Raw genomic sequence first — 20,941 nt, 5'->3', positions numbered from 1 at the left:
CCCCCCCCGGGGGGGGGGCCCCCCCCCCCCCCCCGCTCGTCTCTTCTGGGGACTCGGGCTTCAGGTGTCGCCCCGCTCGTCCTCGTCCCGCACCACTTCGCCCTGCACCACACGCCCGTCCGGCCGGCGCATGCGGAACTGTTCCTCGGCGCTGCGGGCCTGCCGCACGGCATCCCCCAGGCCGCCCGGACCGCCCGCGGCCAGTTTGCGCTCGGCGGCCCGGCGCAGCAGATGGGCGGTCGGCGGAAAGAGGCACAGCAGCCCGGCGGCGTCGGACACCGGCCCCGGGAGGATCAGCAGCAGCCCGCCGAGCATCGTCAGGGTGTTGCCCGCGGCCGGGCCGCTTCCGGCCACCTCCCCCGCGGACGCCGATGCGCCCGAGGCCGCGTTCAGCGTCACCGAGAGCTGCTGCCAGGCGCGCCGGCCCGCCCGCCGGACCACGAGTGAGCCGAGCACGACTCCTCCGGCCAGCAGGAGCAGTACGGCGAGAGCACCCGCGATGTCGGCGATCACTGTGAGCAGCCAGATCTCGAGAACGGCCCAGGCAGCGACGCCCAGCGGCAGGAACCGGGCGGCCCCCCGCCGCCGGGTCCGGCGGGTACCGGCGGGGCCGATGCGCTGCTGCCCGCCGCCGGAGGGAGGCTCGTGCGGAGAAGGAGTGCCGTGGCTCATGGTTCAAGTGTGCCTTCGACCGAGGATTCTCCTCACCCGGCCCCGCACGCCCCAGGCGGTGACGCGCCACAGCGCCTCGGTGACGATGTCGCGGCTCATCTTGGAAGCGCCGCGTTCCCGTTCGACGAAGGTGATGGGGACCTCGACGACGCGGTAGCCGGCGCGCACGGCGCGGTGGGCGAGGTCGACCTGGAAACAGTACCCCTGGGAGGCGACGGTGTCCGTGCGGAGACCGCTGAGGGTCTCGGTGCGGAAGGCCCGGTAGCCGCCTGTCACGTCCCGCACCGGGACGTCGAGCAGCAGCCGGGAGTAGAGGCTGCCGCCGCGGGAGAGCAGTTCGCGGGAGCGCGGCCAGTTGACGACGCGGCCTCCGGGCACCCAGCGGGAGCCCAGCACGACGTCGGCGCTGCCCAGCGCGTGCAGCAGCCGGGGCAGCTCCTCCGGCTGGTGCGATCCGTCGGCGTCCATCTCGACGAGGACCCCGAACCCGTGGTCCTCGCCCCAGCGGAAGCCCGCCAGGTAGGCGGCGCCCAGCCCTTCCTTCCCCTGCCGGTGGAGGACGTGGACGTGGTCGTCGACCGAGGCCAGCTCGTCGGCGATCTTCCCGGTGCCGTCGGGACTGTTGTCGTCGGCAACGAGCACATGGGCGTCCGGCACCGCGGCGCGGACGCGCTCCACCACGGGGCGAATGTTGTCGGCCTCGTCGTAGGTGGGGATGATCACCAGGGTGTCGCCGAGGGGGCGGTGCGTACGCCCGTCGTCCTGCGTCACTGTGCTCGCCCCTCCGTCTTGCCCTCCGTGCCGCGCTTCCGCCTGCCGAGGAGAACGGCTCCTCCGCAGGACAGGAGGCCCACGATAGCCAGTACCCACTCGGGTGAGGCACCGACGCGGTCCGCGAGCGTGGTCGTGTCGCGCAGTGGGAGATCGGCGAGGAGCACGTCCTGGGTGAACTCCTCGGTGCGCTGCTCGACCGTCCCGTCGGGGGCGACCACGGCGCTGATGCCGCTCGTGGCCGCGGTGACGACGGCGCGGCCGTGCTCGACAGCGCGCAGCCTGGACATGGCCAGCTGCTGCTCGGGCTGTCCGGTACGGCCGTAGGTGGCGTTGTTGGTCTGGACGACGAGAGCGCGGGCGCCGTCGTTGACGGTGTCACGGACAATCTCGTCGTAGGCGATCTCGAAGCAGATCACGTCGCCGAGGCGGGCCGGCCCGACCTGGAGGACTCCGGTGCGTTCCCCGGGCCAGAAGTCCCGGGGAACGCGCTGCAGCCTGCTGACAACCTTGCTGAGGACGTCGCGGAACGGCACGTACTCGCCGAAGGGCACCGGGTGCTGCTTGGTGTACGAGGCGCCGGGGCCGGTCTCGGGGTCCCACACGATGCCCTGGTTCTCGACGTATCCCTCACGCGTGGGGTGGTCGACGAGGGCGCCGACGAGGATGGGAACGCCGACGGCCTTCGACGCGCGGTCGATGATCCTGCCGGCCTCCGGGTAGCGGTACGGGTCGAGGTCCGAGGCGTTCTCCGGCCAGATCACCAGGTCGGGGCGTTCCGCCTTCCCGGCGTCGATGCGGCGGCCGAGATCGAGGGTCGCCTTCGCGTGGTTGTGGAGAATCATCATGGGCCGGCCGAGGAAATCCATGCCGGGCTGCTGCACATTGCCCTGCACCACGGCGATCCGGGCGGTGTCCGCCGCCCGGGTGGGCACCGGCACGGCGAGGCCCGCGCCGGCCGTGACCAGCGCCAAGACGCAGAGGGCTGCGGCGCGCAGCAGGGCGGGGCGGCGGCGCTCCGCAGCACCGGAGGCACGGAGCGCCCGCATGCGGACGGCGGCCGCGGCCAGCAGGGTTCCGGCAAGAGCGACGGCGAAGGTGACGAGGGGCGCCCCGCCGAGGGCGGCGAGCGGGGTGAAAGGGGATCCGGTGTTCGCGAAGGCCAGGCGGCCCCAGGGGAAGCCGCCGAAGGGGTGTCGGTCACGGACCCACTCCTGGGCCACCCACAGGCAGGCGGCCCACAACGGCCAGGCGGGCAGTCGGGACGTGAGCGCGAGGCCGGCGCCGAGCGCCGCGAGGAAAAGGGCCTGGATGACGGCGAGCCCGACGACGGCGTCCCATCCCACGACGTGCAGCCATGCGAGGAGACCGACGAAGAAGGCCGTGCCGAGGACGATCCCCGTCCACGCGCCCTGGCGAGGGGTGCGTCCGCGGGTGAGGAGGCTGAAAGCGGCGACGGCGACGACGGACAGCGGCCACACGTCGTACGGCGGAAAGGCCAGCACGAGGACGATACCGGCCGTCAGGGCGCCGGCGGTCCGGGGCCCCTCCCGGCGGAGGAGTGCCGCCGCGCGGGCCCCGCGGCCGGGGCGGGTGGCGGCACCCGGGACGTCCTCTGTGGTGCGGGGGCGGGAGCCACGGGTGTCGGCGGCGAACGTGCCGCGCTCCTCGACGGGTTCGCCGCGGGGGGCGCCGGGCGGTTTCGCTTCCGGCCCGCCCGGGGGCGTGGCGTCGGTGGTTTCGGGACCCGATGGCACGGTCGCGCCTTCCGTCGAGGTCGTGCGGTGATGAGGTGACGGTACAACGGCGCGCACCGGGCGGGGGGCGCGGGTGGGGCGGCGCGTAGGCACGCCGACTGCGGGTGGGGGCCCGGCGCCCTTCGGGCCGACCTGGGGCCCGCTGGCTGCGGGTCGACCGAGAGCCGTTGTCTACTGAGCGCCCGGGCCCCACCCGGGTCACACCTGCCGACCGGGCGAAACCTTCCGTTCCCGGGCTGCGAACGCTGGACCTGGCTCCCAGTGGTGGTGTGCCGGTGCGACGCACCATCCCATGGCCCAGCGGCGCTCGGGGCAGGTGCAGGTTCTCCGGTCGGACGTCCTGTGGTGGACTCGGTCGAACCTACCCGCCGCCCTGCGCGGTGTGTCAACATCCTCCCGGCCTGCGGCGTTTCGCCGTCCGGGCAGGTCGACGGCGCGTCGCTGCGGGTGGAGGCCCCGCCGGGCGCGGGCCGGACCACGGATTCCGAGGCTTCGGCGTCACTCGTTCGGCCGGACGTGGACCGTTCTGCCGCCCACCACGGTCCGGAGACAGACCGGTAGCGGGATCCCGGGGGTGAGATCGGGCAGTCCGGGTGTGCCGGAGCGGGGATCGGTGGACCAGTTGGCGACGCGGGTGTCGGGTGCCTGCACGACGAGCTCGCCGGTCTCCCACACGGCGTAGTCGGCCGGGGCGCCGGGAACCAGGGTGCCCGCGTCGTCGCGGCCCGCGGCCCGCCACCCGCCCCGGGTGTGGGCCGTGAACGCGGCACGGGCGGAGATGCGGTGCTCGGGGGCGTGGTGGAAGGCGGCGGCCCGGACGGCGCCCCAGGGGTCGAGCGGGGTCACGGGGCTGTCCGAGCCCAGCGCGAGCGGGACACCCGCACGGAGCAGCGCGGCGTACGGGTTGAGGGCGCGGGCGCGTTCGTGTCCCAGACGGCGGCTGTACATGCCCTCCTCTCCTCCCCAGGCAGCGTCGAACGCCGGCTGGACGGACGCGGTCAGGGCGTAGGCGGCGAACGCCTCGATCGCGTCCCGGTCGAGCATCTCCGCGTGTTCGACGCGGTGCCGGGCGGCACGGACTCGGGCGGTGCCGACCCTTTCTGCAGCGCGGTGGACGCCGCGGGTGACGGCGGTGAGCGCGGCGTCGCCGATGGCGTGGAAGCCTGCCTGGAGTCCGGCCTCGGTGCAGGCCGCGACGTGCGCGGCGACGGCGTCCTCGTCGAGCCGTGCGCTGCCGGTGGTGCCGGGTGCGTCGGCATAGGGCGCGTGCAGGTGGGCGGTGTGGGAGCCGAGAGAGCCGTCGGCGAAGAAGTCGCCTGCGGCTCCGACAGCGCCCAGTTCGCGGATGCGCCGGGCGGCGTCCGGAGAGGTGACGGCCTCGGCCCAGTAGCCGGTGACGCGGGGGACGTGGTCCTCAGCGGCGAGCCGGAGCAGACCGGTGAAATCGTCCTCGCTGGAGATGTCCGGGCCGCCGCACTCGTGCACGGAGCCGATACCGAGCGAGGCGGCGTGCCGGAGCGCGGCGCGCTGGGCTCCGGTGCGCTGCGCGGCGGTGAGCGAGGAGTGTGCGGCTTCCCGCGCCGCGTGGTGGGCGTCGCCGGTGAGCGGGGCGTCCGCGGCGTAGCCGTCCAACCGGCCGATGCCGGGGACCCGGTCGACCAACGCGTCGGTGACCAGGGCGGAATGGACGTCGACGCGGGTGAGGTAGAGGGGGCGGCCGTCGGCCGCGGCGGCGAGTTCGGCGCGGGTGGGGTGCCGCTGCTCCGGCCAGTCGGTGGTGTCCCAGCCGGTGCCGAGGAGGACGGTGTCACCCGGGTGGGCGCGGGCGTGGTCCCGGATCCGGTGGAGGGCGTCGGCGAGGGAGGCCGCCGGGCCGAGGTCGAGCCCGGTCAGCGCCAGGCCGGTGGCGGTGGCGTGGACGTGAGCGTCCGTGAAGGCGGGGGTGACCAGCGCCCCGTCGAGGTGGAGGATGTCGTCGACACCGTCGGCGAAGGAGTCCGCGGCCCCTTCGGAGCCGACCCAGGCGACGCGGTCGCCCTCGACGACCATGGCGGTGGCGAAGGGGTCGGCGGGGCTGTGCACGCGGCCGCCGCGCAGCAGCACGGTGCGGGCGGGCGTGGCGTGCGTCGCGGGCACGGTGTCGTTCACGGGTGGTCCTTCTGCCGGTTTCCCGGGCTGCGTGGTGGGTGCGGAGTCGTGTCCCGTCCAGTCTCGCCCCGTTGCGGCGTGCGCGGGGCCGCGGGGTCACACGCGGGGCGGCCTGGCCTCGTACGGGGTGGAGAGCACCACCGTGGTGCGGGTGGAGACACCCGACAGCGAGCGGATGCGCGCGAGGAGGTGCTCGAGTTCGATGGGGGTGGCGACTCGCACCTTGAGGATGTAGTTCTCGTCGCCGGCGACGCTGTGGCAGGCCTCGATCTCCGGCACGTCCGCGAGCCGGTCGGCGATGTCGTCGGGAGCACTGGGATCGAAGGGTTTGACGGAGATGAACGCGGTCATCGGCAGCCCGACGGCTTCTGGGTCGACGAGGGCCGCGTACCCGCGGATGACGCCTCGCTGTTCCAGACGCCGTACGCGCTGGTGCACCGCCGAGGTCGACAGGCCGGTGGCCCTGCCGAGGTCGGTGTAGCTCATCCGCCCGTCCCTGACGAGCAATTCCACGATCCGTCGGTCCAGTTCCTCCACAGCAGCTCAACCTACTGTGCGGCGCGCGCTCCGGCACAGCGGGCACACCCTCCGGGGCACGACCGGTGCACAGGATGTGACCAACGCCACAACGGTGCACCCTCACGGGTGGAGTCCGTGTGATTACGCACAGGTCACGACGGGAAGTGCTTGTCGTGGCCGGGCTCAGTACCCCGGCAGGCTCACCCGAGGGGGATCGCATGCGTACAGACAAGTCGCTCCGGAACCACCGCGTGGAAGCGGCACCGGAGACCGACTTCGACGACGATCACAGCACGTACGAAGTGTTCCGCCTGGACTGCCCGGAGTGCGGACAGTCGATCGCTCTGCTGGCGGACGAGGAGGCCCTCCCCCAGCACGCGCTGTGCCCGACGCCGTGGAATCCGTTCGGTCTGACGGTCTGCGGCGGCTCCGGACTGCCGGCTTCGGAGGCGGCTCCGACCGCGGGGACGCGGGGAACGCAGGAGGAGGGCGCCGCGGCACTGCTCTCTCTTCCGGCAGGCCTGGACTGGCGGCGGCAGCCCTTCTCCCACGCGGGAGGACCCGGTTCACGCCCGGCGCGGACGGCGGTCGCCGCCGGTCGCGGGTAACGGCGGGGCGCGCCGTGCCCCGGCCGGCACGGGGCGCGCCACCACCGCACGCGTCCCCGGGACGCGTGCGGTGCGAACCACCCACCACGGGTACCCGGCGCCCGAAGCCGAGTATCGGTGGGTGATCGGGATGACGACCGGCAACGACAGGCTCGTGAGGGAGGTCCTCCGCAGTCACGGGCGCACCTATGCGGCCGAGGCGGGCATCTCTCTTCGGAACACGCCCGCGCCGCTCTTCCAACTGCTCGTGCTGTGCCTGCTGCTGAGCGCGCGTATCCGTGCCTCCGTCGCGGTGGCCTCGGCCCGTGCACTGTTCGACGCCGGGCTGCAGGACGCCGCGTCGATGGCCGGGGCGACCTGGCAGCAGCGTGTGGATGCCCTCGGTGAGGGCGGCTACCGCCGCTACGACGAGCGCACCTCGACACAGCTCGGCAGGGCGGCGGCCCTGGTCCTCGACCGCTACGGCGGGGACCTGCGGCGACTTCGCGGGGCGGGGGACGTGGGACGGCTGCTGCAGGAGGTGCCGGGCATCGGCCCCACCGGCAGCCGCATCTTCCTCCGGGAGGTGCAGGCGCTGTGGCCCGAGGAGGCACCCCGCTTCGACGGGAAGGCACGGGAGGGCGCGGCCCGGATCGGGCTGCCGACGTCCGCCGAGGAGCTGGAGCGGCTGGTGCCTCGGAAGGACCTTCCGCGCCTGGCGGCGGCACTGGTGCGCGTGGCGCTGGATCCGCACGCGGGCGAGGAGGTCGCGAACGCCGCGTGACCCGTGGGCGATGTCCCCCGGGCGCCGGATGCCCCCGGGACGGTTCGTTGCCCGGGGGACGGCGGTCAGCGGCTCTCGGGCCCGAGGAGATCGCGGGCGACGACCATGCGCTGGATCTGGTTGGTGCCCTCCACGATCTGCAGCACCTTGGCCTCCCGCATGTAGCGCTCCGCCGGAAAGTCGGAGGTGTAGCCGTAGCCTCCGAGCAACTGCACGGCATCGGTGGTGATCCGCATGGCGGCATCGCTGCAGAACAGCTTCGCCATGGCCGCCTGGCGGCCGAACGGCTGCCCCGTGTCGCGAAGCCGGGCCGCGGCGAGGTACAGCGAACGGCCTGCCTCGACCTGCGTCGCCATGTCGGCCAGCATGAAGCGGAGCCCCTGGAAGTCCGCGATGGGCCGTCCGAACTGCCGGCGCGACTGCAGGAAGGCGCGCGCCTCGTCCACGGCTGCCTGCGCCACGCCGACCGCGCAGGCCGCGATGCCGAGACGCCCCGAGTCGAGTGCGGCGAGGGCGATGCGGAATCCCTGTCCCTCCTCACCGATCCTGCGGGAGTCGGGCACCCGTACCCCGTCGAAGTGCAGCTGGGCGGTCGGCGAACCGGACAGGCCCATCTTGCGCTCCGGCTTGGCGGCGCTCAGACCTGGAGTGTCGGCGGGGACGAGGAAGGCTGTGATGCCCGCGGCGCCTTCCTCACCGGTGCGGGCGAGCACGGTGTAGAAGTCTGCGACCCCGCCGTGGGTGATCCAGGCCTTCGTGCCGTCGATCACCCAGTCGTCGCCGTCGCGTGCGGCGCGGGTCCGCATGGCGGCGGCATCGGAGCCGGAGGTCGGTTCGGAGAGACAGTATGCGCCGAGCCGGCCGCCTCCGAGCATTCCGGGCAGATGCGTCGCCCGCTGCTCCTTGGTCCCGAACCCCGCGAGGGCGTGGCAGGCCAGGGTGTGGACGCTGGTGCCGACTCCGACCGTGAGGCGGGCTGCGGCAAGCTCCTCGACGACCTGCAGGTACACCTCGTAGGGCTGGTCGCCGCCGCCGAACTCCTCCGGGTAGGGAAGGCCGAGGAGGCCCGACCGGGAGAGGAGCGCGAAGACCTCGCGGGGGAACCGGGCCGCCTGCTCGTCCTCGTTCACGGTGGGGGCGATTTCGCGCTGCACCACGTCGCGGACCAGTGACAGCAGATCGCGGGCTTCTTCGGTGGGCAGGTGGCGTTCCACCGGCTGGTGACCGGTCTCGGGCATCACGGGCGCTCTCCTTCTTTCGGGCGCTGCGGCGCTGTCGCCGGGGTGTGGCGGCGGCTCCGGGTCGGCACTGCCGGCCGCGGGTGCCCGGTGGGATTGCCACGGAGGGCTGACCAGCGGCTGTGGCGCTCAGGAGTATGCCCGATAGTGCGGACGCCGTCACGGCGCCGCGTGGCGTGCGGGCCGGTGGGGATCCACGGGCCCAGGGGTGTCCGTGGCACGTGGAAGACTCTCGAACCGTGACGGACGGTGTGCGAAGTGGGGGCCGGAGGGCCGCGGGTCGCTGGGCGTTGGCGGAGACCGGGGAGGGCCGTGCCCTGGTGTGCCCCGTGGACGCGGCCGGCCGCGCGGTGGGGCCGGTCGTCGAGGAGACGTCCGCCGCCGAGGCAGTGCGGGCCCGCCCGGAGGCGGGCCGATGGGTGTGGCGGGCCGGCGCGGGACTGTATCCGCGGCTGCTGGCACAGGGTGTACGGGTTCGGCGGGCGTACGACGTGGAGGCCGCGGAGGAACTGCTGCTCGGGCACGAGGGGTTGGGCGGAGCGCCCCGCTCGTTGCCCGCGGCATGGGCGCGGCTGCGGGGCGGGCCGGTGCCCGAGGACCCTCCCACGGTGACCCGGGATGCGGATCCGCAGCCGTCGCTGTTCGATGCCGCTCCCCCGCCGCTGCCGGACGGGGCCGACCCGATGGCCGTGCTGCTGGAGGTGTACGCGGCGCAGCTGTCGCGCACCGAACGCAGCGAGCATCCGGAGCGGATGCGGCTGCTGCTCGCCGCGGAGTCCGCGGCGGTACTGGTCGCGGCGGAGATGAGCCGCGCGGGCGTCCCGTGGCGTGAGGACGTCCACCGCGGCCTGCTGACGGAGATGCTCGGCGAACGCTACGGCGGAGGAGGTACGCCGCGTCGGCTGAACGAACTGGCGGAGGAGGTGTCCCGGGCGTTCGGCCCGGACGTGCACGTCCGGCCGGACACCGCAGCGGACGTGCTGCGGGCGTTCTCCCGGGCGGGGATATCCCTGTCCTCGACGCGTGCCCGCGAACTGCGGGAGGTCGACCACCCGGCGGTGGAGCCGCTGCTGCGGTACAAGAAGCTGTACCGGCTCTACACCGCCCACGGCTGGACGTGGCTGCGCTCGTGGGTGCACGACGGCCGGTTCCGGGCGGAGTACCGGCCCAGTGGCACCGTCTCCGGCCGGTGGACGACGAACGGCGGCGGGGCGCTGCAGATCCCGCGAGTGGTGCGCAGGGCGGTGGTCGCCGATCCGGGCTGGCGTCTGGTGGTGGCGGACGCCGACCAGATGGAGCCGCGGGTGCTGGCGGCGATCTCGCGGGACCCCGGGCTGATGGACGCCGCCGGGACCGGTCGTGACCTGTACGAGGTGCTGTCGGAGCGGGCGTTTGCCGGCGGCCGGCAGGAGGCGAAGCTGGCGCTGCTGGGCGCGGTGTACGGGCAGACGAGCGGCGACGGCCTGCGTCACCTGGCGGGGCTGCGGCGACGCTTCCCGCACGCGGTGGCCTGTGTGGACGCCGCGGCGCGGGCCGGGGAGGAGGGGCGCGCCGTACGGACGTGGCTCGGGCGGACGTCACCGGCGGCCGGTGACGATGCGGAGGCCCTCGCGGGAGAGCCGGAGACGGTTGGCGCAGGGCGCGCCGGGCAGGCTGCGCGGGCGCGGGGGAGGTTCACCCGGAACTTCGTGGTGCAGGGAAGTGCCGCGGACTGGGCGGTGGTGATGCTGGCGGCCCTCCGGCAGGAACTGGCCGCCATGTGTGCGGAGCTGGTGTTCTTCCAGCACGACGAGGTGATCGTGCACTGCCCGCAGGAGGAGGCCGATCGTGCCGCGGAGGCGGTACGGCGGGCGGGCGACCGCGCGGGAGAGGCGGTGTTCGGGCGCACTCCGGTCCGCTTCACGTTCACAGTGGCGGTCGTGGAGAGCTACGCCGACGCCAAGTGACGCCTGCCCCGGAGCGGGCTCCGGGGCAGGCCCTGCCGTCGCCCGGTGTACACACGACGGCCGTACACGCCCACGGAAGAGTCAATGACCCGCGTGCCGGGGCGGACCGTTGGACCGTGCGCTGCGTGGCATCGGGCCACCGAAGTACGGACGAGGCGGTGCGAGCGTTGGTCATGCACAGTACGGGAGCCGGGACGAGTACGGCTCCGAGGGAGAGGCAGCGCCACGGCCGTGCGGTCGTGGACTGGCTCACCACCACCGATCACAAGAAGATCGGCACGCTGTACATGGTCACCTCGTTCGGGTTCTTCCTCCTGGCCGGGGTCATGGCCTTGTTCATGCGCGCGGAACTCGCCCGACCCGGGACCCAGGTGATGTCCAACGAGCAGTACAACCAGGCCTTCACGATGCACGGCACGATCATGATGCTGTTCTTCGCGACGCCGCTGTTCGCAGGATTCACGAACTGGATCATGCCGTTGCAGATCGGTGCGCCGGACGTGGCGTTCCCGAGGCTGAACATGTTCGCCTACTGGCTGTACCTGTTCGGAGCACTGATGGCCGTGGGTGGCTTCCTCACGCCGCAGGGAGCAGCGGACTTCGGGTGGTTCGCGTACACGCCACTCTCCACGGGGATCTACACGCCGGGGGTCGGCGGGGACATGTGGATCATGGGTCTGGCGTTCTCGGGATTCGGGACGATCCTCGGGGCGGTCAATTTCATCACCACGGTGGTGTGCATGCGGATGCCGGGCATGACGATGTTCCGGATGCCGATCTTCACCTGGAACGTGCTGCTCACCAGCGTGCTCGTGCTCATGGCCTTCCCGGTACTGGCCGCGGCCCTGCTGGCGCTGCAGGCGGACCGGATCTTCGGCTCGCACGTCTACGACGCGGCCAACGGCGGCGCCCTGCTGTGGCAGCACCTGTTCTGGTTCTTCGGCCACCCCGAGGTGTACATCATCGCCCTGCCGTTCTTCGGCATCATCACCGAGGTCATCCCGGTCTTCAGCCGCAAGCCGGTGTTCGGCTATCTCGGTCTCATCGGGGCGACGATCTCCATCGCGGGCCTGTCGATGACGGTGTGGGCGCATCACATGTTCGTCACCGGCGCCGTGCTGCTGCCGTTCTTCTCGTTCATGTCGTTCCTCATCGCGGTCCCCACCGGGGTGAAGATCTTCAACTGGGTCGGCACCATGTGGAAAGGTTCACTCTCGTTCGAGACCCCCATGCTGTGGTCCATCGGATTCCTGGTCACTTTTGTCTTCGGTGGCCTCACCGGCGTGCTGCTGGCCTCGCCTCCCCTGGATTTCCACGTCAGCGACAGCTATTTCGTCGTCGCCCACTTCCACTACGTGGTCTTCGGCACGGTCGTGTTCGCCATGTTCGCCGGCTTCTACTTCTGGTGGCCGAAATTCACGGGAAAGATGCTCGACGAGCGGCTGGGGAAGATCCACTTCTGGACCCTCTTCGTCGGCTTCCACACCACGTTCCTCGTGCAGCACTGGCTCGGCGCGGAGGGCATGCCGCGCCGGTACGCCGACTACCTGGCCGCGGACGGGTTCACCACGCTGAACACGGTCTCCTCCATCGGTGCCTTCCTGCTGGGCGCATCGACCCTCCCGTTCCTGTACAACGTCTGGGAGACGGGCCGCCGCGGCAGGAAGGTCCGCACCGACGACCCGTGGGGCTACGGCCGCTCCCTGGAGTGGGCCACCTCGTGTCCCCCTCCTCGGCACAACTTCCACACGCTGCCGCGCATCAGGTCGGAGTCGCCCGCGTTCGACCTGCACCACCCTCGTACCGCCTCGCTCGACGAGGCACGGGAATACGATCGGGACGCGGTCGGCAGACCCGGCGTCCGGGAGTAGGGCCTCGGACGGGATACCGGGATGGACGCGCAGGCACGGTCGGCCGCCGAAGGCATCACACGCATCGAGGGCTACCTGCTGCTGCAGAGCGAGCGCCGGGCCGCCCGGCGCGCGGCCGAGGAGTTCGCCGACCGGCTGCCGTGGCTCGCCCCCGAGGAGCGCCTGGAGGTCGTCCGGGAGTACGTCGCGGACCGCACGGTTCTGACCCGGCAGATGCTCACGCATGTCGCCGGGCGGTGCGAGGAGCTGCGTGCCGAGTACACCGACAGGTACGAGGAGTTGCGGCGCCGACTGCTGCGCCGGTACGTGGCCTCGCTGCTCGCCGCGGTGGTGGTGTGTGCCGGTGCCCTCGCGGTGCTGGGGCGGTCCTGACGGATCCGGGGGTGACGTGGGACGACGGGGCGGTGCGGGAATGGCCGACGCGGCGCACCGTGTTGCACCGGGCATGACGTTCTCCGTACCGGTCACCGTGCGTGGCTACGAGCTCGACACCCAGAGGCACCTCAATCAGGCCGTGTACCTGCAGTACGCGGAACACGCGCGCTGGGAAATGTTGCGGGCGGCAGGTCTCCCGCAGGACAAACTCCTGGCCGACGGTGTCGGGCCGGTGGCACTGGAGACGACGCTCCGGTTCCGCAAGGAACTGCGGGGCGGTGACGAGGTGGAGGTCACCTGCCGTTTCGAGTTCACCGGCAGCCGCACGTTCCGGGTCGCGCAGCAGGTGCTCCTCCTCGACGGAACGGTGGCCGCCGACGTGACCGCGGTGGCGGGCCTGCTCGACCTCGCCTCGCGCAAGCTGGTGCAGGACCCCGCCGGCCGGTTGCGTGCGCTCGCGGACCGGGCGGATCTGTTGGGCTGAACGGATGCCGGCGACGCGCCGCGGACGTCCGGCCGTCACGGCGGGGTGTCGTCCTCGTCCCGGGTCAGCAGCACTTCCCGGTCCGGGAGTCTCTCGAGCTGCCGGACGGAGCGGGCGGTGCGGTGGTTGCGGGCGAACCTGTCACGGTGCCGGTGCAGGAAGCGCCAGTAGCCCGAGGTGTAGGGGCAGGCGTACTCGCCCGTGCGGTCCCCGGGCCGGTAGGGGCAGGGGCGGCACAGGTCACTCATCCGGTCGATGTAGGCCCCGCCGCTCGTGTACGGCTTGGTGGTCATGCGGCCGCCGTCCGCGTACTGGGACATGCCGACCACGTTGGTGAGCATGACCCAGTCGAAGCCGTCGACGAAACTGCGGTGGAACCAGTCGGTGAGTGCGGCGGGGCTCCAGCCGCGTTGCAGTGCGTAGCTGCCGAGGACCATCAGGCGGGGGATGTGGTGGGTCCAGCCGGTGTCGCGCACCTGGGCGAGAACCGTCGACAGGCAACGCGCGGTGACCGCTTCGGCGTCGAGGTCGAGGAACCAGTCGGGAAGCGGCGCGTGGTGGCGCAGCACGTTGCTGTTCCGGTAGTCCTCTCCGAAGTACCAGTACAGGTGCCACATGTACTCGCGCCAGCCGGCGATCTGCCGGACGAACCCCTCGACGCTGTTCAGCGGTGCACGTCCCTCCCGCCAGGCCTGCTCGGCACGTTCGACGCACTCGGCCGGGTGGAGCAGGCCGAGGTTCAGCGCCGGTGACAGCAGGCTGTGGCTCATCACCGGGTCGGCGGCGAGCATGGCGTCCTCGTGTGTGCCGAACGTGGGGAGCCGGTGGGTGACGAACCGTCGCAGGGCGGCGAGGGCCTCCCTGCGCGTCGCGGGGAAGCGGCGGGGGCCGTCCCGGCCCACGAAACGGATGCCGTCCTCGCGTTCCCATCGGTCGAGGTCGTCGCGGACCTGTGCGTCGATGTCGTCCTCGCGGGGCCGGTAGGGGCGCGGCACGTCGAGCGTGGTGGCGTGCCGCGGCGGGCCTTCTCGGTTTTCGCGGTCGAGGTTCCAGCGTCCGCCGGCCGGCTCGTCGCCGTCCATCAGGAGCGCGTGTCGGCGGCGGACATGGCGGTAGAAGTTCTCCAGCCGCAGCGTTCCGGAAGCGTGGCGGTCGGCCCACTCGGTGAACTCGTCGGCCGGTACGAGGAACCCCGGCTCGGGCAGGACGGTGACCCTGTCGAGTGAACGGACGAGCCCGAGAGCGGCCCGGGACCGCGGGTGGCAGAGCGTCACCTCCCGGTTTCCCACGGCCTTCCGAAGCCCTTCCTCGTAGGTGTCGGCCCGCACGTAGCGCGCCCGGTCCCCGAGCTCGGCCGCACGGTGGCGCATGGCGGAGAGCACCAGGTGGGCCTTGGCACGGTGGTAGGGGCGGCGACGCAGGACGGAAGCCGCCTCGATCAGAACCACCGGGGCATCCGGGTCGGGCCCGCCGGGACCGGGGGCGAGGTGGCGCGGGCCGAGTTGGTCGCCGAACAGCCAGTGCGGACGGGGCGTCACATCGGCACCGGGTCGTGGCGGAGGGCCGAGGGACGGCCAACGGCGTCCGGCTCGGTGGATCGCACGGGTGGAGCGGAGGGCGTGATGACGAGGTCCATCCCCCTCTCCTACCGCCCCGGCAGCGACGAAGCAGGGTCTGACACGCCGCAGCATGACCTCCGGAGCCAGGGGGCTGCCACTCGATCGGGGACCGAAACCGGAACAACCGTGAAGATCCCATGCAGATATCTGCGGATCACCGCCCGCAGGTCGCAGTCCCCATCCTCCTTCGGAGATCCTCAATGGGTTGTCAACTGCACACGCCTGCACGCATGTTCGGTTGCGGGCGGCGAAGGAAGCGAGGGGGATTGCGCATGGGCGGCTTCGATGCCGATCCGAGCACACTGCGATCGGCGGCAAAGAAGATCACGAACAGCGTGAAGGACGTCGAGAAGGTCAAGGTGGGAGAACTCGGCGGTCACTCCGACAGCTTCGGCCACTCCGGCGCGGCTGACGCCTTCTCGGAACTGATGGCGACCTGGGACGTCGCGCTGAAGACGCCGCTCAGGAAGGACGCCGATGCCTCCGCGGACAAACTCAAGGACACGGCGTCGAACTACGAGACCACGGATGAGGACCTGAGCTGGGCGTTCGCGCCTCCGACGGCCGGTCTGAACTGACGGGGGGACAATCATGGCGACAGGGCTGGGAGCCACCCGGGACCCCAAGGAACTGATTCCCGGCAACGCCGGAAAACTGCACGACGACGCCGACAAGCTGGACGGTTGGTCCACCAAGTTGGAAGGCATCGGGGACGACCTCGGAGCCGTGCGCGTCCCCGGCTGGACGGGCAAGGCGAGCGACGCGTTCTGGGACGACTTCTCCGGCCAGAAGAAGAGATGGATCCGGGGCTCGGACGCTCTCTCCGCAGCGGCGACGGCGCTGCGTTCCTACGCCGACATGCTGTCGTGGGCGCAGGGTCAGGCCTCCCAGGCCATCGACCTCTACGACGGCGGCGACGAGAGCGGCGCCGAGTCCATGCTGGAGTCGGCCCGGTCCCGCCTGGAGAGCGAAGGCGACTCCGCGGCCGAGAAGTTCAAGAAGCAGGGCGGGTCTTCGGAGGATGCCCCCGACTGGCTGTTCTTCGCCGCCCAGGAGGCCCAGAAGAAGACGTGGCCCTGGCAAGGCGCTTGGGAACTGGGCAGCGCGGAACCGGAACGACTGCGCAACCAGCGCAGTCGCCCCTGGGGGCCGTATCAGGCCGGGCCTCGACCCGACATCAAAGCGGGAGTTACGGCCTACTCCGCAGAAGGAGGCGTGAAGGCGTGGGGCGCTGATGCCGAAGGCCGGGAGCACGCGCTGGGAGGAGATTTCTCCGGCAAAGCCGGAATGAACCTGCTCGGCGCCGACGCCAAATTCACCGCCGGTACCCATGGGGGGAACGCGGTCGCGGAAGCATCCGGGAAAGCCTACCTTGCGCAGGGCTCGGCGGAAGGCAAGTACGAAGCCGGGGTGTTCGAGGCCTCTGGCAAAGCAGAGGGGATGGTCGGCGCCCAGGCCAGAGCGCAAGGAATAGCGGGCAAGAACGGCGTCCACGGAGAGTTCGAGGCCTTCGCCGGAGCCAAGGCGGCGATCGAAGGCCACGCATCGGTGGCCGGTGTAGGCGTAGGTGGCACAGCTGAGGCGTGGGCAGGCGTGGGAGTCGATGCCGACCTTGACCTGGGTTACGAGAACGGCAAGTTTGTGGTCGGTGGCGAATTGGGAGCCGCGCTCGGCGTCGGAGCGAAACTGGGCGGTTCGGTGGAGATCGATCCGGGCAAGGTCGCCGATGCCGCGGAAGACGCCGCGGATGCCGTCGGCGACTGGGCCAGCGACGGAGTCGATGCGGTCAGCGACTGGTTCGACTGATACCTGCGGCAGCACCGGACGTGTCTCGTCGGGTGCCTCGATACTGTGGCATATCCCTACCTCAAGGAGTTGATCCGCTATGGCCGGCACCTTGCCGGTTCCTCTCACCTGCGAACTGCCGCCGGGCTGGAAGGCCGCACCTCCCGATGAGGTCGGTGCACCGCACGCGGCACTCGTCGCGCTGCACCTGGCTTCCCGAGGGCAGGGCTTCATGCCGAACATCACTCTCACGGGACGCGTGCGGACCGACGGAGCGAGTCTCGGCCGAATCGGCGACGAATCGATCGAACGCCTCAGGGAAAGTGTCGGCCCCGTACGGGTAGTGAAACGCACGGAGGTGGGAACTTCGGAAGCCCCCGGTCTCGTCGACCGGCCCGGACTCGTGCAGAACGTGCGCATCGATGCCACGGTCAACGAGCAGCGCATGGAACTCGCGCAGAGCCAGTTCCTGCTCGTACTGGAAGACGAGCACCAGCCGGGCAAGCGAGCAGAGGTCGAGATCGCCCTGACGGCACGCTCCGAGCAACTCCACGATCTACTGGAGGACTTCCAGAGCTTCCTCCGCACCGTGCGGCGGGCGACACAGGACGAGTTGGGCCACGAAGAGGACGAGCGGAGCTAGCGAGAATATGCCGCCACGCTCAGAGGGGTGGGGCGCAGTCCCTGTGCCCCACCCCTCTGACGGTCCTGCGCTCAGTTCGCGACCGGAACAACGTCGTCGGCCAGAGTGTCTTCTCCTCCAACAGTTCCCTGCCCAAGGTGTCCGATCAGCTGAACCATGTAGTCCAACGTCGGCTCGACATGTTTCGGGGTCAACCGGCTCTTGTACGAGCAGACCAAACGGTCACCGAGGAACCAGAGCGGGTAATCCCTGCTCCGTGAGTCGTTGAGAAGGAAGTCCACCACAGGGCCCCTCAACGTCTGCTGCGCCGACGACGGGTCGTCGGCGCGAACGGTGAACTGCTCGTCGAACTCGGAGTGTCCCACCTCGACGTCGCTCTGACGGAACGCTGCCCGGACCTTCGAATGCTTGCACACGGAGAACCAGCCGAAGTATCCGGGAAGTTCCATGGTGAACACCGACCTCACCACATGGACCGGATCGGAATCCCCGTCACTGATGGCTCCCCGTTCGGCGTACTCCCACGTGGCGCAGTGGAAGCGGAAGCCCTGATGACTCCCTGACAGAAAGTCCTGCACGTCGTATTCCTCGCCCCGCAGCCTCCACTCAGCATGCGGAAACCTGCTGGACCTTGCTTTCGCCCGGAGAGCGAAGCTGCCCCCGTACCGTCGCGCCAATGCCTGATAGCGGGGAAGATTCCGCTTGCTCCGCCACCGCTTGTACGCCCAGGTCACCACGCCGAACGCTGCGGACAGCATGAGCCCCGGCACTAGTTGGTCGTTCTCTTGCCCATCGAAGTTGGACTCGACAAAATCAAACAAGAGATAGAGAAGAGCGAACAGAGCCAGGATGAAGGCCATGGACACAGGAAATACGATGACGGTGGGGTACTCCTTGTTGTTCACACCTGTCACCCAACGCCCCTCCGGATCGATCTTCCGGTGACGCCACATCTGATAGCTCCAGGAAACCATCATCAGCAGGCAGAACAAGGGGATGATTGCCTTGAACCCCACCTCGAACCCCATGAATTCGGAACTACCTGTCTGCGTCAGCGCAATGGATGACATCCAACCTCCCAGATCCGTCGAAGAATCGCACTCTCGTACTTCCGGCGGGACGCAGGCTCATCGACCCGGGAACACCCCTTCCCCCACCGGAGCCGAATGGCCCGAAGGGCCCTGCTCCTGGAGCGCCAGACGGGTGACAAGCTTGTCTTGTGCCTCCGTCCCCTGTGCACCGCACGGCGCTGCCGCACGGTCCCTCCTCCGCTCACGCCCGAACGCCCTCACGGTACCGATGTCCTGCGTCCGCTCTTCAGGGAGTCTCCGGCCGCGCGCGAACCACCCACAGATTCCCCGCAGTCCCTGCACACCCTGCAGAGCCAACGGATAGGAGAGGGGCCCTCCGAGCAGCGCCCGGGGGCCCCTTCCATGCCGGGTGTTCCCTTGCCGTGCGGCCTCAGTGGATGCCGATGGAGCGCAGTGCGCGGCGCTGAGCCGGAGTCACATCCACGGGGAAGAACACGTAGCAGACGCCACCCGTGCCGCTTCGGACCTTGCCGTCCTCGTTGTAGCGCTTCGTCCGCAGCCAGATGTTCTCGAACTGGCGGCGCTTGTAGACGTTGCGGACGGAGGGGTTGTCCTTCGAGGCCGGATCGTTGGCGATGACGTCGCCGTCCTGCGTGAAGCCGATCACCGTCATCAGGTGACCGGAGGTGCCGTATCCGGCGCCGTCCAGTTCGGACTCGAGGAAGGACTGGGACGTGATCAGCGGGATGCCCGCCGCGACCAGTCGTTCGGCGTCGTGCAGCGAGGCGCAGCGCGTGACGGCCCCCTGCATGCCGTGGTAGGTCGCCGCGTAGGCGGCGTTGAACGGCCAGTTGCCGCAGCCTTCGTAGGCGTAGTCGAAGGTGTGGCGGGCGGCCTGGCAGACCTGCGGGTCCTGGTAGGAGGGGTCCACCCAGGACAGGTCCTCCGCGCTGGGCCTGCGTCCCCAGTACTCGATGATCATCTGGGAGGAGGTGGGGCTGCACCACGCCTCTCCCCCGCCGTCGTACTCGGGGTACTGGCCTTCGTGGATGTTCTGCGAGTAGCGGGGGACGGGAAGTTCCACGCCGCGGGCGACGCCCGGTCCCGTTTGCGGGACCTCGAAGCGGGCCGGGATATCGGAGGCCATGGCGCCGACGCGCCACACCTCGGGGACGGCGTCGCTGCCCGGCGTCCGGTAGAGGGTCAGCCGTAGACGGTACGAGGTCAGGCGGAGGCCGCTGTCGAGGTCGGCAACGGCGAAGGTGTCGACCCAGATGTTGCTCCTGCCGTCGCTCTGCCCGCCGACCGAGGTCCGGCGCGGCACGTCCTCGCCGTCGCCCTCGGTCCAGATGCCGAGGGTGTACCACGGGGTCGCGGTGCCGTCGGAGTACGTACCCTGGAGTTCGGTGCGCACCCAGGTGCCCTTCGGTGTGCGTGCGTTCCAGGAGGCGATGACCTCTCCGGCCGGCACCCGGAGGCGGTGGACCGGAGAGGTCCACGTCGCGTACTCCCATTCGGCGGTCTTCCCGGTGTGCGGGTCGGTGTACTCCACGGTGCCGACGGCGGTGTCGAAGGCGAGTGCCGCTCGTGAACCGTGCATCGGGCGGGTACCGGAGGAGTCACCGCTGCGGAAGTCCCGGTAGGAGGTCCAGGCCCGGTATTCGATGAGATCGTCCTTTCTGGGGCCGCGCTGCGGAGCGGTGGCGCCGCCGAGACCGTCGGCGGCCGCCGACGGGCCGGTGGCGGCCGCGGCCGCGGCGACCGCGGCGGCGGTGAGTACGGTGCGTCGGGTGGTGGGTCTGTGGTTCATGCGGAAGGCTCCCGGTCGGTGCGGCGAGTGAGCATGCGCTGACCAACTATTGCGGGAAGGGTGCCGTTCGTGCCAGGTGTCCGGCGGCGTGGTGCGGCGGACACCCGGAACATTCTTTGGACGGACCTGTGGCGGTGCAGTACGGAGGGGAAGCTGTTCGGGGCCGCTGCGCCACGGGCTCTAGGCTGGCCGCATGGACCGTCCGGACGCCCTGGCCGCGCTGGCGCGGCACCTTCGCACGCTGCCCGCCTCGTGCGGTCCGGTGCGTCTGATCGGCATCGACGGGCACGCGGGGTCGGGCAAGTCGACGCTGGCTCGACGGCTGGCCGGCACACTGGGAGGGGCTCCCGTGGTGCACCTGGACGACGTGGCCTCGCACGACCGGCTCTTCGACTGGACGGACCGGCTCGCCGCCCAGGTCGTCGGGCCGTTGTCGCAGGGAGAGCGGGCACGGCTCGGGGTGTACGACTGGGAGCGGCGCGTCTTCGACGGGACGGTCGAGGTTCCTCCGGCCGAGGCGGTGCTCGTGGAGGGCGTGGGGGCGGGCCGGAGCGCGCTGCGCCCGTTTCTTGCGGCCCTGCTGTGGCTGGACGTGCCCGAGGAGGTGGCCTGGGCGCGCGGGAGATCACGGGACGGTGCGGCGCTGGCCGAGTTCTGGGACGGCTGGACCGGGGCGGAGCGCGCGCACTTCCGCCGCGACCCCTCGTACCCCCGTGCCGATTACCTGGTGCGCCCGGGAACGGTGGGCTACGAGGTGCGGCCGGGGCCCGCTGGGCCCGGGTCCGACCCACCAGGACATGACCCTCGGTGATCGCTCCGGGTGGCGGATCGGAAACCGGCACTCCACGGCCGCTTCCTACGGGCTTGACCGCGGCACTGCGCAGGAATTACGTTCTCACTG

General features: G+C 71.0%; 19 protein-coding genes. 10 read left to right on the top strand and 9 right to left on the bottom strand.

All coding sequences use genetic code 11. From position 1 onward, the window contains the following. Window positions 1–60 precede the first annotated feature (60 nt). The 5 genes from fxsA to ACL06G_RS06950 all read right to left on the bottom strand — a co-directional run bounded on the left by fxsA (window position 61) and on the right by ACL06G_RS06950 (window position 5,885). Window positions 61–672 carry an FxsA family membrane protein gene (gene fxsA, locus ACL06G_RS06970; protein WP_412835580.1) on the bottom strand — a complete coding sequence of 204 codons (612 nt, stop codon included), beginning with the start codon at window positions 670–672 and terminating at the stop codon, window positions 61–63. Between the two features lie 3 nt (window positions 673–675). Further along, complete coding sequence (locus ACL06G_RS06965) at window positions 676–1,443, bottom strand: polyprenol monophosphomannose synthase (RefSeq protein WP_412784369.1); 768 nt, start codon at window positions 1,441–1,443, stop codon at window positions 676–678. Then, a complete protein-coding gene (gene lnt, locus ACL06G_RS06960; RefSeq protein WP_412784368.1) occupies window positions 1,440–3,200 on the bottom strand; it encodes an apolipoprotein N-acyltransferase in 1,761 nt (586 codons plus the stop codon). The genes ACL06G_RS06965 and lnt overlap by 4 nt, the downstream gene beginning before the upstream one ends. A 498-nt stretch (window positions 3,201–3,698) precedes the next feature. Continuing rightward, the gene (locus ACL06G_RS06955) at window positions 3,699–5,348 is read right to left on the bottom strand and encodes an amidohydrolase (protein WP_412835579.1); all 1,650 of its coding nucleotides are present in this window, start codon (window positions 5,346–5,348) and stop codon (window positions 3,699–3,701) included. A 96-nt stretch (window positions 5,349–5,444) separates the two neighbouring features. Continuing rightward, on the bottom strand, window positions 5,445–5,885 hold the full coding sequence (locus ACL06G_RS06950) for an Lrp/AsnC family transcriptional regulator (RefSeq protein WP_412784366.1): 441 nt from the start codon (window positions 5,883–5,885) through the stop codon (window positions 5,445–5,447). A gap of 200 nt (window positions 5,886–6,085) precedes the next feature. Between ACL06G_RS06950 and ACL06G_RS06945 the strand changes: the two genes are divergently transcribed. Then, complete coding sequence (locus ACL06G_RS06945) at window positions 6,086–6,475, top strand: hypothetical protein (protein ID WP_412784365.1); 390 nt, start codon at window positions 6,086–6,088, stop codon at window positions 6,473–6,475. A 130-nt stretch (window positions 6,476–6,605) separates the two neighbouring features. Beyond that, complete coding sequence (locus ACL06G_RS06940) at window positions 6,606–7,238, top strand: endonuclease (protein WP_412835583.1); 633 nt, start codon at window positions 6,606–6,608, stop codon at window positions 7,236–7,238. Window positions 7,239–7,303: 65 nt separating this feature from the next. Here the strand turns inward: ACL06G_RS06940 and ACL06G_RS06935 are convergent, their stop codons facing one another. Continuing rightward, window positions 7,304–8,476, bottom strand: a complete 1,173-nt coding sequence (locus ACL06G_RS06935; protein WP_412835578.1) for an acyl-CoA dehydrogenase family protein — start codon at window positions 8,474–8,476, stop codon at window positions 7,304–7,306. Between the two features lie 239 nt (window positions 8,477–8,715). Between ACL06G_RS06935 and ACL06G_RS06930 the strand changes: the two genes are divergently transcribed. The 4 genes from ACL06G_RS06930 to ACL06G_RS06915 all read left to right on the top strand — a co-directional run bounded on the left by ACL06G_RS06930 (window position 8,716) and on the right by ACL06G_RS06915 (window position 13,152). Further along, window positions 8,716–10,422: a bifunctional 3'-5' exonuclease/DNA polymerase gene (locus ACL06G_RS06930; RefSeq protein WP_412784362.1), complete on the top strand. Its 1,707-nt coding sequence runs from the start codon at window positions 8,716–8,718 to the stop codon at window positions 10,420–10,422. 173 nt (window positions 10,423–10,595) lie between these two features. Next, window positions 10,596–12,293 carry an aa3-type cytochrome oxidase subunit I gene (gene ctaD, locus ACL06G_RS06925; protein ID WP_412835577.1) on the top strand — a complete coding sequence of 566 codons (1,698 nt, stop codon included), beginning with the start codon at window positions 10,596–10,598 and terminating at the stop codon, window positions 12,291–12,293. A 21-nt stretch (window positions 12,294–12,314) separates the two neighbouring features. Continuing rightward, complete coding sequence (locus ACL06G_RS06920) at window positions 12,315–12,665, top strand: hypothetical protein (protein ID WP_412784360.1); 351 nt, start codon at window positions 12,315–12,317, stop codon at window positions 12,663–12,665. A gap of 73 nt (window positions 12,666–12,738) precedes the next feature. Continuing rightward, window positions 12,739–13,152, top strand: a complete 414-nt coding sequence (locus ACL06G_RS06915) for an acyl-CoA thioesterase (protein WP_412835576.1) — start codon at window positions 12,739–12,741, stop codon at window positions 13,150–13,152. 35 nt (window positions 13,153–13,187) lie between these two features. Here ACL06G_RS06915 and ACL06G_RS06910 read toward each other — a convergent pair whose 3' ends face one another. Then, window positions 13,188–14,690 (bottom strand): cryptochrome/photolyase family protein, encoded by a 1,503-nt coding sequence (locus ACL06G_RS06910; protein ID WP_412784358.1) that lies wholly within the window; start codon window positions 14,688–14,690, stop codon window positions 13,188–13,190. Window positions 14,691–15,043: 353 nt separating this feature from the next. Here ACL06G_RS06910 and ACL06G_RS06905 point away from each other — a divergent pair, with 353 nt between their 5' ends. From ACL06G_RS06905 to ACL06G_RS06895, 3 genes are all read left to right on the top strand, one after another. Further along, the gene (locus ACL06G_RS06905) at window positions 15,044–15,349 is read left to right on the top strand and encodes a WXG100 family type VII secretion target (RefSeq protein WP_412784357.1); all 306 of its coding nucleotides are present in this window, start codon (window positions 15,044–15,046) and stop codon (window positions 15,347–15,349) included. 13 nt (window positions 15,350–15,362) lie between these two features. Continuing rightward, window positions 15,363–16,577 (top strand): putative T7SS-secreted protein, encoded by a 1,215-nt coding sequence (locus ACL06G_RS06900; protein WP_412835575.1) that lies wholly within the window; start codon window positions 15,363–15,365, stop codon window positions 16,575–16,577. 79 nt (window positions 16,578–16,656) lie between these two features. Beyond that, on the top strand, window positions 16,657–17,199 hold the full coding sequence (locus ACL06G_RS06895; protein ID WP_412835574.1) for a hypothetical protein: 543 nt from the start codon (window positions 16,657–16,659) through the stop codon (window positions 17,197–17,199). Between the two features lie 71 nt (window positions 17,200–17,270). On the opposite strand, the gene ACL06G_RS06890 is transcribed toward ACL06G_RS06895, so the two are convergent. After that, window positions 17,271–18,269 (bottom strand): hypothetical protein, encoded by a 999-nt coding sequence (locus ACL06G_RS06890; protein ID WP_412835573.1) that lies wholly within the window; start codon window positions 18,267–18,269, stop codon window positions 17,271–17,273. A gap of 391 nt (window positions 18,270–18,660) precedes the next feature. Continuing rightward, a complete protein-coding gene (locus ACL06G_RS06885; protein WP_412784349.1) occupies window positions 18,661–20,040 on the bottom strand; it encodes a C39 family peptidase in 1,380 nt (459 codons plus the stop codon). 193 nt (window positions 20,041–20,233) lie between these two features. Between ACL06G_RS06885 and ACL06G_RS06880 the strand changes: the two genes are divergently transcribed. After that, complete coding sequence (locus ACL06G_RS06880; protein ID WP_412784348.1) at window positions 20,234–20,851, top strand: uridine kinase family protein; 618 nt, start codon at window positions 20,234–20,236, stop codon at window positions 20,849–20,851. Window positions 20,852–20,941: the final 90 nt, after the last annotated feature.

It is taken from the genome of Streptomyces callyspongiae, assembly GCF_047200695.1.
GTDB lineage: Bacteria > Actinomycetota > Actinomycetes > Streptomycetales > Streptomycetaceae > Streptomyces.
The sequence above is the reverse complement of the archived record's forward strand: the minus strand, read 5'-3'. Positions and strand labels throughout refer to the sequence as shown.

Excerpts from the sequence above, each read along its gene's own strand:
- fxsA (WP_412835580.1), bottom strand. The coding sequence starts at position 672 with ATGAGCCACGGCACTCCTTCTCCGCACGAGCCTCCCTCCGGCGGCGGG.
- ACL06G_RS06945 (WP_412784365.1), top strand. The coding sequence starts at position 6,086 with ATGCGTACAGACAAGTCGCTCCGGAACCACCGCGTGGAAGCGGCACCG.
- ACL06G_RS06940 (WP_412835583.1), top strand. The coding sequence starts at position 6,606 with ATGACGACCGGCAACGACAGGCTCGTGAGGGAGGTCCTCCGCAGTCAC.
- ACL06G_RS06935 (WP_412835578.1), bottom strand. The coding sequence starts at position 8,476 with ATGCCCGAGACCGGTCACCAGCCGGTGGAACGCCACCTGCCCACCGAA.
- ctaD (WP_412835577.1), top strand. The coding sequence starts at position 10,596 with ATGCACAGTACGGGAGCCGGGACGAGTACGGCTCCGAGGGAGAGGCAG.
- ACL06G_RS06920 (WP_412784360.1), top strand. The coding sequence starts at position 12,315 with ATGGACGCGCAGGCACGGTCGGCCGCCGAAGGCATCACACGCATCGAG.
- ACL06G_RS06915 (WP_412835576.1), top strand. The coding sequence starts at position 12,739 with ATGACGTTCTCCGTACCGGTCACCGTGCGTGGCTACGAGCTCGACACC.
- ACL06G_RS06905 (WP_412784357.1), top strand. The coding sequence starts at position 15,044 with ATGGGCGGCTTCGATGCCGATCCGAGCACACTGCGATCGGCGGCAAAG.
- ACL06G_RS06900 (WP_412835575.1), top strand. The coding sequence starts at position 15,363 with ATGGCGACAGGGCTGGGAGCCACCCGGGACCCCAAGGAACTGATTCCC.
- ACL06G_RS06895 (WP_412835574.1), top strand. The coding sequence starts at position 16,657 with ATGGCCGGCACCTTGCCGGTTCCTCTCACCTGCGAACTGCCGCCGGGC.
- ACL06G_RS06890 (WP_412835573.1), bottom strand. The coding sequence starts at position 18,269 with ATGTCATCCATTGCGCTGACGCAGACAGGTAGTTCCGAATTCATGGGG.
- ACL06G_RS06885 (WP_412784349.1), bottom strand. The coding sequence starts at position 20,040 with ATGAACCACAGACCCACCACCCGACGCACCGTACTCACCGCCGCCGCG.
- ACL06G_RS06880 (WP_412784348.1), top strand. The coding sequence starts at position 20,234 with ATGGACCGTCCGGACGCCCTGGCCGCGCTGGCGCGGCACCTTCGCACG.